Source organism: Prosthecobacter sp. SYSU 5D2, from assembly GCF_039655865.1.
Classification (GTDB): Bacteria; Verrucomicrobiota; Verrucomicrobiia; order Verrucomicrobiales; family Verrucomicrobiaceae; genus Prosthecobacter.
The window spans coordinates 61,890-78,209 of the sequence record NZ_JBBYXL010000012.1; the positions used below are offsets into that span (position 1 = coordinate 61,890).

The 16,320-nt window shown below is 59.6% G+C and carries 16 protein-coding genes; 8 read left to right on the forward strand and 8 right to left on the reverse strand.

Features of this window, described 5'->3' with window-relative positions:
* The first annotated feature begins 83 nt into the window (after positions 1–83).
* Positions 84–818 (forward strand): CorA family divalent cation transporter, encoded by a 735-nt coding sequence (locus WJU23_RS19535; RefSeq protein WP_346334302.1) that lies wholly within the window; start codon positions 84–86, stop codon positions 816–818.
* Positions 819–832: 14 nt separating this feature from the next.
* Here the strand turns inward: WJU23_RS19535 and WJU23_RS19540 are convergent, their stop codons facing one another.
* The 3 genes from WJU23_RS19540 to WJU23_RS19550 are packed head-to-tail and all read right to left on the reverse strand — an operon-like array spanning position 833 to position 2,560.
* A complete protein-coding gene (locus tag WJU23_RS19540; protein ID WP_346334303.1) occupies positions 833–1,213 on the reverse strand; it encodes a rhodanese-like domain-containing protein in 381 nt (126 codons plus the stop codon).
* A gap of 40 nt (positions 1,214–1,253) precedes the next feature.
* Positions 1,254–1,832: a hypothetical protein gene (locus WJU23_RS19545; protein WP_346334304.1), complete on the reverse strand. Its 579-nt coding sequence runs from the start codon at positions 1,830–1,832 to the stop codon at positions 1,254–1,256.
* A gap of 5 nt (positions 1,833–1,837) precedes the next feature.
* On the reverse strand, positions 1,838–2,560 hold the full coding sequence (locus WJU23_RS19550) for a superoxide dismutase (protein ID WP_346334305.1): 723 nt from the start codon (positions 2,558–2,560) through the stop codon (positions 1,838–1,840).
* Between the two features lie 102 nt (positions 2,561–2,662).
* Here WJU23_RS19550 and trmB point away from each other — a divergent pair, with 102 nt between their 5' ends.
* The gene (gene trmB / locus WJU23_RS19555; protein ID WP_346334306.1) at positions 2,663–3,256 is read left to right on the forward strand and encodes a tRNA (guanosine(46)-N7)-methyltransferase TrmB; all 594 of its coding nucleotides are present in this window, start codon (positions 2,663–2,665) and stop codon (positions 3,254–3,256) included.
* A 54-nt stretch (positions 3,257–3,310) separates the two neighbouring features.
* Here trmB and WJU23_RS19560 read toward each other — a convergent pair whose 3' ends face one another.
* From WJU23_RS19560 to WJU23_RS19570, 3 genes are read right to left on the reverse strand one after another with little or no spacing between them, the layout of a single operon-like run.
* A complete protein-coding gene (locus WJU23_RS19560) occupies positions 3,311–3,733 on the reverse strand; it encodes a c-type cytochrome domain-containing protein (protein ID WP_346334307.1) in 423 nt (140 codons plus the stop codon).
* A 40-nt stretch (positions 3,734–3,773) separates the two neighbouring features.
* On the reverse strand, positions 3,774–5,345 hold the full coding sequence (locus WJU23_RS19565) for a HAMP domain-containing sensor histidine kinase (protein ID WP_346334308.1): 1,572 nt from the start codon (positions 5,343–5,345) through the stop codon (positions 3,774–3,776).
* An 18-nt stretch (positions 5,346–5,363) separates the two neighbouring features.
* Positions 5,364–6,116, reverse strand: a complete 753-nt coding sequence (locus WJU23_RS19570) for a response regulator transcription factor (RefSeq protein ID WP_346334309.1) — start codon at positions 6,114–6,116, stop codon at positions 5,364–5,366.
* 188 nt (positions 6,117–6,304) lie between these two features.
* Between WJU23_RS19570 and WJU23_RS19575 the strand changes: the two genes are divergently transcribed.
* Both WJU23_RS19575 and WJU23_RS19580 read left to right on the forward strand, forming a co-directional pair.
* Positions 6,305–7,222: a TIM barrel protein gene (locus tag WJU23_RS19575; RefSeq protein WP_346334310.1), complete on the forward strand. Its 918-nt coding sequence runs from the start codon at positions 6,305–6,307 to the stop codon at positions 7,220–7,222.
* Positions 7,223–7,346: 124 nt separating this feature from the next.
* On the forward strand, positions 7,347–8,282 hold the full coding sequence (locus WJU23_RS19580; protein WP_346334311.1) for an FAD-dependent oxidoreductase: 936 nt from the start codon (positions 7,347–7,349) through the stop codon (positions 8,280–8,282).
* A 4-nt stretch (positions 8,283–8,286) separates the two neighbouring features.
* Here WJU23_RS19580 and WJU23_RS19585 read toward each other — a convergent pair whose 3' ends face one another.
* Both WJU23_RS19585 and WJU23_RS19590 read right to left on the reverse strand, forming a co-directional pair.
* On the reverse strand, positions 8,287–9,324 hold the full coding sequence (locus WJU23_RS19585; protein WP_346334312.1) for a LacI family DNA-binding transcriptional regulator: 1,038 nt from the start codon (positions 9,322–9,324) through the stop codon (positions 8,287–8,289).
* Positions 9,325–9,348: 24 nt separating this feature from the next.
* A complete protein-coding gene (locus WJU23_RS19590) occupies positions 9,349–11,265 on the reverse strand; it encodes a sialate O-acetylesterase (RefSeq protein ID WP_346334313.1) in 1,917 nt (638 codons plus the stop codon).
* A gap of 104 nt (positions 11,266–11,369) precedes the next feature.
* Between WJU23_RS19590 and gcvT the strand changes: the two genes are divergently transcribed.
* The 4 genes from gcvT (at position 11,370) to WJU23_RS19610 (ending at position 16,315) form a co-directional block, all read left to right on the forward strand.
* A complete protein-coding gene (gene gcvT / locus WJU23_RS19595; protein ID WP_346334314.1) occupies positions 11,370–12,485 on the forward strand; it encodes a glycine cleavage system aminomethyltransferase GcvT in 1,116 nt (371 codons plus the stop codon).
* Positions 12,482–12,898, forward strand: coding sequence for a hypothetical protein (locus WJU23_RS19600; RefSeq protein ID WP_346334315.1), 417 nt, complete (start codon positions 12,482–12,484; stop codon positions 12,896–12,898). The genes gcvT and WJU23_RS19600 overlap by 4 nt, the downstream gene beginning before the upstream one ends.
* Positions 12,899–13,244: 346 nt before the next feature.
* Positions 13,245–14,918, forward strand: coding sequence for a putative manganese-dependent inorganic diphosphatase (locus WJU23_RS19605; RefSeq protein ID WP_346334316.1), 1,674 nt, complete (start codon positions 13,245–13,247; stop codon positions 14,916–14,918).
* Positions 14,919–15,010: 92 nt separating this feature from the next.
* Positions 15,011–16,315, forward strand: coding sequence for an MFS transporter (locus tag WJU23_RS19610; protein ID WP_346334317.1), 1,305 nt, complete (start codon positions 15,011–15,013; stop codon positions 16,313–16,315).
* Positions 16,316–16,320 lie beyond the last annotated feature (5 nt).

Consider the following 16,320-nt stretch of genomic DNA (forward strand, 5'->3'; position numbering starts at 1 on the left):
GCCTGCCGCCGCTGACCGGGGCGAATCTTGACCGGAAATTGTATTCCCCTGCCCCGAGACATTCGCTAAGCTCCGTTCCGATTATGAAATCCGATGCCAGCATTCTCCCGAAGCTGTGGACCCTGCCCGAATCCATCCGTAGCCGCCTGGGCCGTGAACCGGGACCTCAACGGGCGATGCTAGAGGACGGCCACCTGCTCATCATCCTGCACCAGTTGCCGGGGCCGGACGACCATCAGCGCAAGCCCGCCCTCTTCTGGCGCAGCCCGGAAGGCGAGTGGAAGACCAATCTCCAAGGCAACGGCCTGACCGGACTCAGTGATCACCTGCGCCTCTTTGACACCACGCTAACGGCGTTGGAAGAAGAGGAAAACCGGGCACGCCTGGCCACCGAGTACCATGATGTTTTGGAAAAATTAGGCCCGGTTTTAAGAACCAGCCGTGGCCTGCACCGGGCCCTGCAACAGGCCCGTGAGCTGGTGAAAACCGAGCGCGAACTCATCAACATGCGCGACCAGGCGGCGGGGATCGAACGTAATGCAGAGTTGCTCCTGCAGGACGCCCAGTTTGGCCTGAATTTCACCGTGGCCCGCCAGGCGGAAGCCCAGGCCGTGAGCGCCCGCCAGATGGCCGCCACAGCCCACCGGCTGAACCTTCTGGCAGCGATGTTCCTACCCCTGACGGCGCTGGCCAGCGTCTTCGGTATGAACCTGCACCACGGCATGGCTGATACGACCATCAATTTCTGGCTGGTTTGTTCCAGCGGCCTGCTGCTGGGGATGGTGGTGATGGGGATACTGGGAAAACGCAGCGGCTAAAGCCGCACCCTTCACTACTTCTCCACCGGCTTACCCGCCTCGATCCAGCCGGCCATGCCGCTTTTCAGGTGGTAGATTTCGGTGAATCCGGCCTGCTCCAGCTTGGGCAGGGAGCGGGTGCTGCGGCCACCGGCCTGGCAATGGACGAGGACAGGTTTCGTCTTGTCAATGGACTCCAGCTTTTTGGCAAAGTCATTCTCCAGGACATCTGCGTTGGTCGCGCCTTTGATGTGACCTTCTTTAAATTCATCCTCGCTGCGAACATCCAGGACGGTGACCTTGCCATCAGCGATGAGTTTGGCGGCCTTTTCGGCATCCACGTCTTTGACTTTATCTGCGGCAAAAGCCAGGACGGGCAGGGTGCAGAGGGCGATGAGGAAAGAGAGACGTTTCATGATGAACAGACTATTGGAGGTTGGTTTAAAATTCAATGGCTTAAGCTGAGCAGCGGACTTCCACGCTCATGCGGCTGAGTCTTTGATAAAGGCGACGCCTGGAAAGCAGCGGCCACCAGCGGTAGAGATAAATTTCAATGGGCCGCCACATGGCCACCCAGCCGGCGATGGTGAGGCCTTCGGTGAAAAAGGAGCTGGCATGACGCCAGGAAGAAAGGGGCAGGACCTCCTGCGCGGATGACCCGCCACCGCGCACATGCGGATCTACCAGCCAGATGCCAAGCTGACAGAGAAGCAAAAATCCGATACCCACGGCCAGAGAGACCCGGCCCTCTCTCATGAGCTGCCTGAACTCCCGCCAGTGTATCTCGGCGCGATAAGCGAAGTAATGCCTGACGGAATCCTGAACCGAGAGGGGCGAAGCATCCTGCCCGGCCAGAGCCTGCGGCAGATGGACGACGAGCAGCAGATCTTCATGCCGGGGGTGCTCCTGTGCCCAGCTGACAATGAACTCTTCCGCATCGTGATCGAGATCACGCTCATGAAACGGCGAGGGGTCCATGGAATTGAACAACTGCGCCAGCTCCAGGAGCTTGACCTCGATCAACGCGGCAGCCATACGGATCAGGCCTTGGCTGCTTCGTAACCTTTGGCCACGGCATCCCAGTTCACCACATTCCACCAGGCGGTGATGTAGTCAGGGCGCTTGTTCTGATATTTGAGGTAGTAGGCATGCTCCCAGACATCCAGGCCGAGGATGGGCTTGCCCATTTCGGCATCGGGCACCACACCTTTCATGAGCGGATTGTCCTGGTTGGGGGTGGAGGTCACGGCCAGCTTGCCGTCCGCCTTGACAATGAGCCACGCCCAGCCGGAGCCGAAGCGCTTGGTGCCGGCTTCGCCAAAGAGCTTCTTGAAGTCATCCACGCTGCCGAACGTGCTCTGGATGGCATCTCCCAGCTTGCCTTCGGGGCCTTTGGCACCGCTGCCAGCAGGGGCCATCCACTGCCAGAACCAGGTGTGGTTCACGTGACCACCGCCGTTGTTGCGCACGGCCATGCGGGCTTCTTCCGGCACCTTGGAAAGGTCGGAAATCAGCTTCACCACATCGTCACCCTTCAGCTTGGTGCCTTCCAGGGCCTTGGTCAGGTTGGTGATGTAGGCCACATGGTGCTTGCCAAAATGGATGTCCATGGTGGCGGAGTCAATGTGCGGCTCCAGCGCAGCGGAGGGATACGGCAGCGGGGCTTGCTCCAGAGAGATGACGCTGGCGGCCTGGGCTCCGGTGGTGATGAGCGAGCCCGCAAAAGCAGCCCCGGTGGTGGTGATAAAATGGCGGCGGTTCATGGTAATGGGATGGATCTCAGGTTCTCTGAAACGGTGACAAATGCCACCATTGTACGGATTACGTTGCGCGACGGTCAAAGTCACTGCTGAATTAACATCGTAATGTCCCTCTTTATCCCGCCTGATTATTTTCGAGAATTGCAATCCAAAGAGATTTTTGGTGACCCCGCCCGCCCCCTGGAGGTGGAGCTGGGCTGCGGAGACGGCACGTTTTTGGTGGGCATGGCGGGGGAGAATCCTGACCGGGACTTCCTGGGCATCGAACGGATGCTGGGCCGTGTTTCGAAGACCAGCCGCAAGATTGACCGTGCCGGCCTGACCAACGCGAAAGTGATGCGGCTGGAAAGCGCCTACACCGTGGCCTGGCTGCTACCCACCTCTTCAGTGACGCGCCTCCACCTGCTCTGCCCGGACCCCTGGCCGAAGAAAAAACACGCCGCCCGCCGCCTGGTGAACCAGAAAGATTTCCTGGACGGTCTGGCGCGCATCCTGATGCCCGGAGGAGAGTTTCTGCTCAAGACCGATGACCGCGTGTATTACGAAGACGCGCTGGCCAGTTTTGCGACCCGCTCCGAGTTTGTCCAGCAGGAGTGGCCTGAGGCGGCCTTCTTCTATCCCGTGACAGACTTTGAAAGCCACTGGCTGGAACATGGGCGCACTATTCACCGCGCGCGCTGGCAGTTGATCAAGGCCTAAAAAAAGCCCCTCTCCGCATCATGCAGAGAAGGGCTTTTCAAAAGTCACGGGGAATTAATCTTCCACGCCCTTCCAGCTGCCAAAGGAGGCACCGGACTCGATCCATTTTTTGATCAGAGCCTGGTTTTCGGCGCTCACGCGATCGCCTTTGCCTTCAGGGGGCATGGCATACTCGTCCGTGTCTGGCAGGGCCATGGTCTTCAGCAGCCAGCTTGCGTCGGGCTTTCCGGCCACGACGTTCTCCTCGGGATACTCCTTGCCGCCCTTCATGATGTGGGCAGCACCGTCCAGACGGAGGCCGCCTTTGGGTTTCTTCATGCGGCCATCCACTTCCTTTTCCTTTTCATGGCAGCTAAAGCACTGCTCCTTGAGGACGGGCAGGATCTGCTTTTCAAAGTCCACGGCACCTTCCTGGGCGGAGGCGGTGGATACGGCAAAGACGGCTGCGATGGCAGCGAGGGTTAGCTTGGTATTCATGGGGTGGTAATGACAATGTTGTTCTCTGAGCCTTTATTGGTCAAGCACAAGGAAGCTCAATCGAGACAATCAATCCATGCGGTGCCCGGTTCTGGGCGCTGACGCTGCCACCGCAGCCTTCCACACAGGTTTTCACAATGGAAAGCCCCAGACCCGTGCCGCCGGTCTCGCGGGCCCGCGCCACATCCACCCGGTAAAAGGGCTCAAAAAGACGCGGCAGACTCTCCGCAGGTACGCCGGGGCCACTGTCCGCCAGCGTCACGATGACCACCCCCTTGGACTGCGTCGCCCGGATTTCAATCGCTGAACCTGGGGCGTGAAGTTGGGCATTTCGCAGGATGTTGCCCACGGCCCTGCGGAGGAGGTCCGTCACCGCCTTCACCTGCATCCCGGAAGGCACTTGCATCTGGCATTGGCCCTCCGGCACGCCTTCCAGATGCACCGCACCCTCCAGGATAGGTAAAAGGTTCACGGCTTCCGGTTTCTTGCCGTTCTGGCCCAGGGCGGCTTTGGAAAAGGAGAGCAGCTCATCCACCAGCGCGGATATCTGGCGCAGTTCATCACGCACATCCGCCAGGCGAAAGGCCTCCCCCCCGTCCAGGCGCGGCTCCAGGATGCCCAGGCTCATTTCCATGCGGGAAATGGGGCCGCAAAGCTCATGGGCCACATCTCCCAGAAATCGCTTTTGCCCGCGCACCAGGCCATCCAGTTGCACAGCCATCTGGTTCACCGCATTCCCCAGCCGTCCCAGCTCATCCCCCCGGTCATCCGGCACGCGCACCTCAAACCGGCCCTTGGAGATCTGCTCCGTGGCCTCCATGTTCGCCCGGATGCTGCCGGTGATGTTTTTCACAAAGGGCAGCCACAGCAGAGCGGAGATGGCCATCGCGCCGAAGATGCTCCACAGCCACGGGCCTGTATCAAAAAACAACCCGCCGCCGGTTATTGAATCCGTGGCAATGATCAGCGTCATGGGCCCCTCCCGCCGGCTCTGGCTGGTGGGCGGTGGCAGGCGCACCCCGGCATAATAAAGCGGCGGCTCCCCGGCCCGCAGCAAAAACGTGCCAAAACGGGAAGGACCTCTGCGGCCTTCCCGCTCCGCTGACGGGCGGGCTGGGCGATCATCGTCCGCCAGCAGATCTTCACCCAAAATATAAGCCTCAACCTCTTCCCACGGGGGCGGCGAAGGCCGTTCCCCATCGCGGAGCGGAGGCGGCACCCCCGCCGGTGGCGGAGGCCTTCGCTGCCCTTCTGGGTTCATGCCACGGAGCTGCTTTTGCAGTTCTTCAGGCAGCACCATTGCATCCCCCGCCACGATGCGGTCGGGCGGGGACACCAGCGCCACCTGGGCATCATACTCGGCTGCCAGGGACCGGATGACATCCGTCCATTCCTCCTCCGGGGTCGCGCTTAAGGTGTTGTTCAGATCCTGGCCGATCACCTGCAGCCGGTCACCGGCGATGCCCCCCAGAGCACCCTGCAATCCTTCACGAAACTGCCAGTTCAGCACCAGGATAAAAACCACCCCCAGAACCGCCACGTTCACCAGCAACCATAGAAGGATGCGGGTGTAGAGGTTCAGCGAACGGAGCTTGAGGGCAGACAGGTGCAAAGCGGTGAGAAGTGGGATTTAGGAAGGGGTCTTGGCCAAAGGGTGGACAAATACATAACCCGCACTGCGCACCGTGCGGATGAACCGCGGTTCATGGGCATCGTCGCCCAGTTTTCTTCTCAGTGCGGCGATGTGGACATCAATGCTGCGGTCATAAACATCATACTGCCGGTCACGCAGGGATTCGATCAGCTCCTCCCGGCTGCGGATCCGCCCCCGTGACTTCATCAGGGCCGCCAGGATGTCAAATTCCACCGGCGTCAGGCTCAGCGGACGGTCGTTTAAAGAGGCCTCCCTCACATCCAGGTTCAGCTTCACAGTGCCCGCAACGAGTTCGCTGACCAGCTGTTCCTGCGGCACTTTGACCGCTTGATTCAAGGTCGCCCGCCGCGTCACGGCCCGCAGCCGGGCCAGGAGTTCCCGGGCAGAAAACGTTTTTGGCAGATAGTCATCCGCACCGGTCTCAAGACCCACAATGCGGTCAGTCTCATCTCCACGTGCTGTCAGCATCAGAATGGGTACCTGGGATTTTACCCTGACCCGTCGGAGCACTTCGAACCCATCACAGCCTGGAAGCATCAGGTCCAGGATCACCGCATGCCACGGCTCCGCCATCGCCCGCTCCGCGCCCTCCGGCCCCCGGTGCTCCATCGCCACCGTATAGCCCAGCGGCTCCAGATAGTCGCGGATCAGCCCGCAGAGCTTGCGGTCATCATCAATCACCAGGATGCGGGTCAGGGCATCTGAAGGGGCTGGCGGTTCTGCTGGCATCTCCCCAATTGTAAAGGCGCAATCCGTTAAGCGAGAAGGGATTTACAAAGCCTTAACAATTTTATTCCAGCCTTTTCCGCACGAAAGGATGGCTCCGAGCCGCTTCCGTATCGTGACCCTCGCTTGCCATCGGCCCAATCCGGCTCTAAGAAAGCGGTCCGTTTAACTGAAAGTCCTTATATACAACCATGATCAAACTTACCGGCATTGCAGATGAAGCAGGCGCGTCCCTGGACGTGCAGATCCAGGCCCATCAGGAACTCGGCTGGGACAGCATTGAGTGCCGCGGCGTGGAATTTGACGGCGTGAAAGGCAACCTTCATGAAATCCCGGACGCCGTGTTCGAAAAAGTCGTCGCTCACCTCGCCGAAAAGAACATGAAGATCAGCGGCTTCGGCTCGCTCATCGGCAACTGGGCCAAAAAGATCACCGACGATTTCAGCGTCACCGAAGCTGAGATCAACCGTGCCATCCCGCGTATGCAGACCCTGGGCGCCAAGCTCATCCGAGTCATGTCCTATGCCGTCTGCAAGGATGATTCCGGCAAGGACCTGGAAGAGCAGTTCGCCCCGGAGCGCATCAAGCGCATGAAGGATATCAACCAGCGTTTTGCCGATGCCGGCCTGACTGTCGTCCACGAAAACTGCATGAACTGGGGAGGCATGAGCCCCACCTATGTGCAGCGCATGGCCGAGGCCGTGCCCGGAATGAAATGGGTCTTCGACACCGGCAACCCGGTCTTCATTGACGACCGTGACCGCCCCGGCCACAAGCAGGACGCCTGGGAAATGTACCAGGCCATCAAGCCCTTCATGGCTCATGTGCACGTCAAAGACGGCATCTGGGACAAGGTCAAGAATGACGCCGTTTACACCTTCCCCGGCGAAGGTGAAGGCCAGACCGAGCGCATCATGAAGGACCTGGTGGAGACCGGTTACGAAGGCTACATCAGCATCGAGCCCCATGTTGCCGTCGTCTTCCACGGTGCCGGAGCTGCCGATGACCTCTCCCCTGAGCAGAAGGCCAAGGAGCAGTATGACAGCTACGTGAAGTATGGCCGCATGCTGGAGTCCATGCTGACCAAGCTGGGTGCCAAGCTCGGCTGAATCATCTGACATTTAGCGCCCTCTTTCCCCCGTGGAGAGAGGGCGTTTTTGTTTAAAACTAAGCAGTCGCGGCAAACCCCAAAACAAATCGAGCTGTTTTCATTTCCATGCGCGTAAAGTCGCCATGCAAAAAATTGCCATCATCGGTGCCGGGTTGGCGGGCATCGCCAGCGCCAGAAACCTGAGCCAGCAAGGAAACCAGGTCACGGTTTTCGAAAAGTCCCGGGGATTTGGCGGACGCTGCGCGACCAAGCGATGGATGGGCTGCCGGGTGGATCATGGTGCACAATATTTTACGATGCGTGATGCGGCATTCCGTCAAACAGTCACCGAAGGCTGTGGCGATGCTCTGCGAACCATCCCTGCACCGGTGCATCATCTGGAAAACGGACAGACTTCAACGACAGAGCGCTTTTACCATTTGCAGGGCAACAGCCATCTCTGCCGCGATCTGGCAACCGGGCTGGACATCCGCTTTGAACAGACCGTGGAAGCGGTCCTGCCAGCCGAAAGGGGCTGGCAGGTCCAAGGAGAACTTTTCAACCAAGTGGTCAGCACCGCCCCCCTGCCGCAGACGATGCGGATATTTGGGCAGCCAGCCGTTCCAGACAGCTACATTCCCTGCCTGGCCATGGTGGCCCTGTATCGGGGGGATCACCTTGGAATGACGGGTGAATATTATGACATCACCGGCAGGCCCGCAGATGACCTCGCCTGGTCAGCCTGCGAAAACCACAAGGAAGGCCGCATCATTGAAGGCTGTACCGTAATGGTGGCCCATGCCTCCGAAGCTTTCAGCCGCGAGCACCTGGAGCAACCTCCTGAAACGTGGTCAGAATGGTTAAAGGGCCAATTGGAGGCCCTGTGGGAGCTGCCCAAAAATCAGTTCGAAGCCCATGTCACCCACCGCTGGCGGTATGCCCGTGTGGCCGAAGCTGTAAAAATACCGTCGTTGCCGCGTGGACTCCATTTCTGTGGCGATGCGCTTGAGGCATCGCGGGTGGAAGCCGCCTGGTTGCAAGGGGCCAGGCTGGCGCAGAATTTTCCTCCAGCACCCTGATGCTTCATCGTCCATCACGCGGATGCACAGAATTCCCCTCGATCCACTGGGGTGGAATGAGGATCTGCCTGGGCACTTCGGGAATGCCGCTTTCGTTTTGCAAAAGCTGCGTGGCCACCAGGTCCACCCCGGCGGCCGCCACATGGTCACGCCGCTGATAAAGGCCCGCATAACCCTTCATGGCCGGCGTCCAGTCATGCACCACCAGGCCGATGTCCTCGGGGATGCGAAGGTTCATCTGTTGCAGCCAGTCGGGCACATGCTGGTCAAAGGTGATGAGGGCATCCGGCCGGTGCTTTTTCATCCACCCGGCGAAGTCGGCCCGGCAGCGGCTGAAGTCATTGTGAGGAAAAAGCAGCACTGGCACCCGTTGGTCATCCGGCATCGTCTGCTGCACATGCAGCATGGCCCCGCTGTAAGAGCCCTCCGCGCGATGGTCCACCCACTGCGTGACCGCCAAGCCGATGCGCTGATAACCACGAGCCAGCAGTTCCTTCACCGCAATCTGGATGCCGAGGTTCATGTTCCCTGCTGCGCGATGTAGCGACGGGCTGGTCAGTCCAAACCCAAACGTGGCGGCGGCGAACGATGTGTAGTCAAGCTGCGCACAAAGCATCTGAGAAGCCTGCGGGGAAACGATGATACCCTCAATGCCACGCGCCTGTAGGATGCTGACCAGGCGCGTGGGATCCAGCCTGTCCTTGCCTAACCAAAATTCCTCCGCGTGGTAACCATGCTGGCTGGCCCGGCGGCGGATATCCTCGATGGGCACGTATTGATACGCCGTATTGTGCAGCGCATCTCTTGGAGCCACCTCGCGGATCACCGCAATCACCGCCCGCACGCGGGACTTCTTGCGCCCGCGCACCATGGTCATCATGCGGGCCAGATGCGGATCCGGCTGATAGCCCAGCTTTTCAATGGCCTGCTGCACCCGCTCGCGTGTCTCCACAGACACGCGCGGCGACTGGTGCATCACCCGCGATACGGTCATGGCGGAGACGCCCGCCGCCTGGGCGATTTGCTGGAGGGTGACCGACATGCGCCACGCGATAACCGAGATGGCCTACTTCTGCAAAAGCTTCATCGCTTCCGCATACCTTTCACCGAAGGTCCGCAACGAAGGTGTATCGAAGTGGACCTTGTCCCCTTTGTCCGTCAGACCCGTGGATTCCACCACCGCCGTCTTCGGCACCCGTGCGGGAATGGAGGCGATCTGCTCATTCACCAGCGGCCAGTAAACGGGCGTCTTAGCCTTGCTTTCCAGCGCCAGAAATTCGCCCAGCTTGCCTGCCACAAAAGGCACCTCACTGGCAGCGAGATCCGCACGCAGATCCACAATCATTTTGGAAAGCCGGTCTGCATAGCTTTTGGATTTCGCCTCATTGCCAGAGTCCCCTTCGCCCTGGTGCCAAAGGATGCCTTTCAGCGTGCCATCCTTCATGGCCAGCCGCGCGCGTTCCAACGCCTGGAGGTAAAGATCGCCACCTTTTTCCCAGCGCTCCAGCGGCGTGCCGCCGACGGCACAAGGGATGAGGCCGATGGTGGCCTCCGGGCTGGCATCGACCATCTCCCGGGCGAAGCTCATGCCGATCCCGGCACCCACTGAGGCAGGCTTGTCATGATGAAGCGGCTCCACCCCATAGGCCCACTTGTTGTTAGGCGAGAACTTCAGCACCCGCGTCCTGGATATCCGCTTCTCCATGTCCAGCACACCGCGACCGGCCATGTTAGACTGGCCGATGAGCAGATACAGATGCAGCTTTTCCTTGGGCGGAAGTTTTTTTGCCAGATCGGCCTCCGTTCTTTTGTCCGAATGGTTGCCATAACCCAGGGCTCGGTTCACCAGCAGCCTCTGCGCTGAATCTTTAGAAACAAACTTGCCCGCACGGATGTCCTCCTCACGGATGATGGCCACGAGCACCTCCTTTTCACCGGCATTGTAGCGGCCATGATCATAGGTGATGTAGATGCGGCCATCAGGTGCCTGGATGGCATCCGGATAGGAGACACTGCTGCGCTCATCCACCATCAGCTTGTGGCTCCATGTGCGGCCTTCATCCTCGGAAAGCCAGGCCATGAGACGGGTGCGCGGATAAGCGCCGTTCTCGTTCTTTTTGGCATCGTGATAGATGAGCATGAAAGCGCCGGAGGCCAGCTTCATCATGCAGGCACGGGTGGAGGGGCCTTCAAACTGCGGTATTGCCACGGCTTCTGACCAAGTTTTGCCATCGTCTGTGGAAGTGCTTTCGTACAGCCCTTTCGTGGTGCGGATGACCGTCCAGATGCTGCCGTCCTTGCGCTGGGCCAGGGTGGCCTCGCTAAAATTACGCAGGTCTTCCGGGATGCTGGTGCCGCCGTGCATGGCCCAGGATTCGCCTTCATCCGTGCTGAGCAGCGTGCAGGTTTCCGGACGGCCTTCCGCATTGCCCATCAGGAAAAACGGGGCCAGCCAGCCGCCGCTGGCAAGGATGATGGGCTTGCCAAAAAGGATGCCGTCTTTGGCCACAAGAAAGGGCTTCGACCATGTGGGCGTGGCTTTGTCCGGATCATCACAACGAATGGCGCAGGTGCCACGAATTGTGGGAGCGGTTTCCGTTTTGGCCGTAAGCTGGTTATAAAACACCCACAGGCGTCCCTTCGGATCCACCCAGGGGATTGGATCGCCAATCTTGGTGCCCTTGGGTCCTTCAATGACCACCGCCGGTTTGGACCAGCGTTTGCCATCATCCCCGCTGGTGGCCACCAGCGCGTAATTGCCGATGGCTCCTTCCCCTTCATCGCCGCTGTACCACGTCACCCAGAGGCGGCCCTTGGGCGCACGTTCAATGCCCGGTATCCCCTGCCACACACGGGCCGCGTCGTCGTATTCCTTGCCCGGATTCAGGATGACATTCGCCTGCGGAAAAGCAGGCACCTGGGCGGAGACGGTGCAGATGCCGGAAATGAAAAGGGCAGCGGTCAGAAGGTAGCGACGAAACATGGAAACAGGAAACGGCCTGCACCTCAAATTTCAAACAGGTATCTTCAGAGAATCCCTAGCCGCTCTTTGACAATTCCGGCCCTGCCGCCACTCTAAAACCCACGATGTCTGACGCTCCCCTTCTCCGCACGCCCCTCTATGACAGCCACATCGCCCTGGGTGGCAAAGTGATCCCCTTCGCCGGATGGGAGATGCCGGTGCAATACACGGGCATCGTCCAGGAGCATCACGCCGTGCGCAAAGCCGTCGGCGTATTTGACATCTCCCACATGGGCCAGTTCATCGTCAGCGGCAGCGATGCCCTGGCTTTTTTAAACCGGGCGCTGACCAATGATGTGACAAAACTGGAGATCGGCCAGGGTCAATATTCATTGCTGCTCAACGAGCAGGGTGGCGTCATAGATGACCTTATTCTTTACCGTACCACGGCCAAGGAATTTTTCCTCGTCGTCAATGCCAGCAAGATTGCCGAAGACTGGGCGCAGTTGCAAAGCCTGCTCAATAGCGATGAGGATGTCCAGATGGCCAACCTCAGCGACTCCACCGCCGGTCTCGCGATCCAGGGTCCAAAAAGCCGCGCCGTGTTTGAAAAAGTCTTCGGCCAGGAAGCCCCCTTCCCTCCGCACAACAGCATCTTCGTCGCAGCGGGCGAGGCCGGTTTCATGTGGCTCTGCGGCACAGGTTACACCGGGGAAGAGGGTTTTGAATTCTTCATGCCCGCCGCTACCGCCCCAGAATGGTTTGACCGCCTCGTCGCTGCCGCCCGTGAGGAAGGCGGCCTGCCCTGCGGCCTCGGTGCACGCGACACCCTGCGCCTGGAAATGGGCTATCCCCTGAACGGCAACGACCTCTTCCCTGACAAGACCCCGCTACAGGCCGGACTCGGTTTTTTCGTCGCCATGGACAAGAAAGACTTCGTCGGCAAAGCCGCGCTGGCAGCCCAAAAAGCCACCGGCCTGCCCAGCCGACTCGCCGCCTTCAAGATGACCGGCACCGCCCCCCCGCCGCGCCCCCATTATCCGGTCCTGTTTAACGGCACCGTCGTCGGCGAAGTCGCCAGCGGCACCCAGTCCCCCAGCCTCAGCTCGGGCATCGGCATGGCCTACCTCCCTTTGGAAGCCGCCAAAGTCGGCACGTCCATTGAAATCGAAATCCGTGGCCGCATGTTCCCTGCCGAAGTGGTGAAGAAGCCCTTTTGGATGAAGGTGGGTGGACTATGAAGATTCCTGCCCATTTTGTTCGATTGAGGCGGTTGGCCATTTTAGCATGCCTGACCGTCCTGGCCGGATGCGGTTTTGTTCACGATGAAAAAGTTACTGGCCCCTACCGATTGATCGCCGTTGATCTCGATGCCGACATGAGTCTTTGCTATTCACTTGGCGGCAGCGCTGTTGGTCGAGTAAACCAAACCGTTTTTGCTGTGGGTTGGAATGACACGCATCTAGTCGCCAAACAACATCCCGATAATAATCGCACCATCACTCATTATTTCTTCATCGATCGGGCAAAGGATGGTCCTTATGTTGACCCTTCGGAATGTGTGACAGGTCCTCTGACTGAGGTGGAATTTCGTCGAAAGCGGCAAGAATTGAGTCTGCCTGATTTTTCACAAACCCTTTCGTCATTGGAATAAAACGCCCCTCCTCGAACCCATTGACGCCCGTGCATCCATGCAGCATCTTTCCCCATGCAACCGACGGTTAATCTGCCTGAGTCCTTGCCGACCGAAGGCCGGAGGCGTTCTCCGTTACCAGCTCCGGTAAGAGACCTCCGAGGCATTATGATTCCAGCACTCACCAACGCCGAAATCCAAGCGATCCTTGACGAAGAAGAGGTCCTCAAAATAGGTTGATCGGCCGAATCTTAATGTTTGGGTGAAAAAGGTGCAGCACAGCCTGACTTTTTTGCATTTGAAGCCGTAAAAAGTTTCCTTTGTCACGTCTAGGCTTAGCTTACAGGCTTCACATCTCGTCCATTTCATGTTAGACCCCATCTACGTCATCGGCCACCGCAACCCGGATACGGACGCCATTTGCGCGGCCATCGGTTATGCCGCCTACCTGCGCGAGGTGCGTGAGGACGAAGTCATCCCCGCCTGCTGCGGAGAGATCAATGCGCGGACGAGCTGGGTGCTGAAACTGGCAGGTGCGACCGCGCCGAAGCTGCTTCTCGACGTGCGCCCCACAGCCGCCATCGTCTGCCGCCGGGATGTGCTTACAGCCTCGGCCGATGAGACCTTTCTCTCCGTTTATCGGAAAATGCTGGAGCACAATTTCCGCTCCATCCCGGTGGTGAATGCCGAGCACAAGCTCATCGGCATGCCGACAATCCAGGAGATGGCGCAGCTTTTCCTGCCCAGCGAGTCCAACCACAAAGCGGCCAATCGCCAGGTGCGTACCAGTGTCAAAAACATGGTCATCGCCCTCGGCGGCCAGTTGGTCGGCAATACCGCCCAGGCTGAAGAGGTCGAAGACCTCATCCTGGTCGTAGCTGCCTCCAGCCTGGACACCTCGCGTGACCGCGCCAGCCATTTCCCTCCCCGGCAGCTCGTGCTGGTCAGCGGTGACCGGCCGGAGATCCACACCCTCGCGCTGGAGCTCGGCGTGCGCTGCCTGGTGGTGACCGGGGGTTTCATCCTTCAGGAAAGCTTTTTGGAAGAGGCCAAAGCGAAGGGCATCTGCGTCATCATGGCCCCGCAGGATACGGCCAGTGCCTCGCAGCTTATCCGCTTTTCCCGGCCCATCGGGGAGGCCGCCCATGAATACGAGTCCTTCACCTCCCGCACCCCGCTGCGGGAAATCATTCATGTGGTGCAAAATTCGCATCAACCGCTGTTTCCCGTCATTGATGAGGAGACCGGAAAACTCGAAGGCGTGTTCTCCAAATCCGACCTCGTGGAAGTGCCGCGCACCAAGCTGGTGCTGGTGGACCACAACGAATTCAGCCAGGCCGTAGCCGGTGCGGACGAAGCAGAGATCATTGAGGTCATTGACCATCATCGCCTCAGCGGAAACTTGCGCACCAAGGAACCCGTGCGTTTCATCAATGAACCCGTCGGCAGCACCAGCACCATCGTTGGCATCATGTACAAGATGCGCGGCCTGACGCCGGATAAGTCCACTGCCATCTGCCTGTGCGCAGGCCTCATCTCAGACACGCTGAATCTCACCAGTCCCACGACCACCAACACAGATCGTGAGATCCTCGCCTGGCTGGCCGGTGTGGGCGGCATTGATGCAGCACAGTTTGTGAAGGACTTCTTCGCCGCCGGCTCCCTGCTTCGCGAGGCCACCCCGGCGCGTGCCATCGAGGGCGACCGCAAGGTCTTCGAGGAAAACGGCTGGCGCATCAGCATCAGCCAGATCGAAGAAATGGGCCTGGATGAATTCTGGAGAAAACAGGCCGAGCTCCATGGCGCCCTCGTCGCTCTTTGCGAAGCGCACAGCCTCCACTTCGCCTGCCTCATGGTCACCGATATCACCGCGCATCACAGCGTGCTGCTGGTGGCCGGTGACAAGCGCGTGGAGACGGCCATTGATGTGGATTACGTCGAGCGCAGTCCGCAGATCTATGACCTGCCAGGCGTTGTCAGCCGCAAGAAGCAGCTCTTCCCCTACCTGAGCAACCTCGTGGGCAAGCTGACCCCTCCCTGAGGCAGGATTGCTTGAAAAGGAAGACAGAGGAGCCACAAAAAGACCTGCTACCGGCTTATTAGTACCGCTCGGTACTAATGATGCAATGCGGCATGACTTTTGCCCGTAACGGCAGGATGCCCGAAGCTCCCACGAAGGTCCGCCACTCTATCCTCGCCGTCACCACCCTGGCGGCGTTTTTGATGTATCTGGACCGGATGTGCATGTCAGAGATCGTCAAGACGGCGACCTTCCGCTCCGAGTTTGACCTCACTGATGAGCAGCTCTCCTGGGTGCTCAGCGCGTTCTTTTGGGCCTATGCATTGGGCCAGGTGCCCGCCGGCTGGTTGAGCGACCGCTTTGGCATCCGGCCGCTGATGACCATCTTCATCGTCCTGTGGTCCGCCTTCACCGCACTGACGGGTTTTGCCACAGGTCTTTGGTCCCTGCTGCTCACCCGCATGGGCTGCGGCCTGGCGGAGGCCGGGGCGTATCCCGCCAGCAGCAGCCTGCTGCGCAAATGGGCCACTTGGGGAAACCGGGGCGTGGCCAGCAGCATCGTCTCGCTCGGCGGCAGGCTGGGTGGAGCCGCGGCTCCGGTGCTAACCATGCTGGTCATCAGCCTCATGGGCGGCTGGCGCTGGGCGGGCTGGATCTATGGAGCCGTGGGGATTCTTTTCGCCTGGGCCTTCTGGCATATTTACCGTGAAAGCCCGGAGCAGCACCCGGATTGCAACGATGAGGAGCGCGCCCTGCTGGCACATGGGCGTCCGATAGACGCCGATGCAGGCAAGAAATACCGCTTCCCCTGGATGGCCATGCTGAAAAGCGGCAACCTGTGGTTCATGTGCGGCATGCAGTTCTGGACCAATGTCGGCTGGGCCTTCCTGGCCACCTGGATGCCACGCTATCTCAAGGAGACGCTCAAACTCAGCGACGAAGCCAGCGGCACCCTTTCCACCGTCTCTCTCGGCATTGGACTTGGCGGCATGATGTTTGGCGGTGTTTTTGCCGATGCTTGTGTGCGTTACATGGGGCTCAAACGCGGCCGCCTCATCCCGCTGGCGGGCACACGCTTCCTGGCCGCCGTCATGTTTGTCCTGGCCATCCAGACCACCAATCCTTGGCTGCTCGTTCCCGCCCTGGGCCTCGTCGCCTTCTTCACCGATGCCGGACTGCCCGCCGTCTGGGCCACCATGCAGGATGTCGGCGGGCGTTACACGGCCCCGGTTTTTGGCTGGGCCAACATGTGGGGAAATATTGGTGCCGCACTGTCCCCGGTCTTCATCGCGCTCATCAACAAACATCTGGATGCAAACCAGGACTGGCATGAGGCGTTGTACTTCTGCGCAGCGGCCTTTGTCATTTCCGGCCTCCTCGCCACCCGCATCCGGGCTGACCAACCCATCACCGGATGATGCCA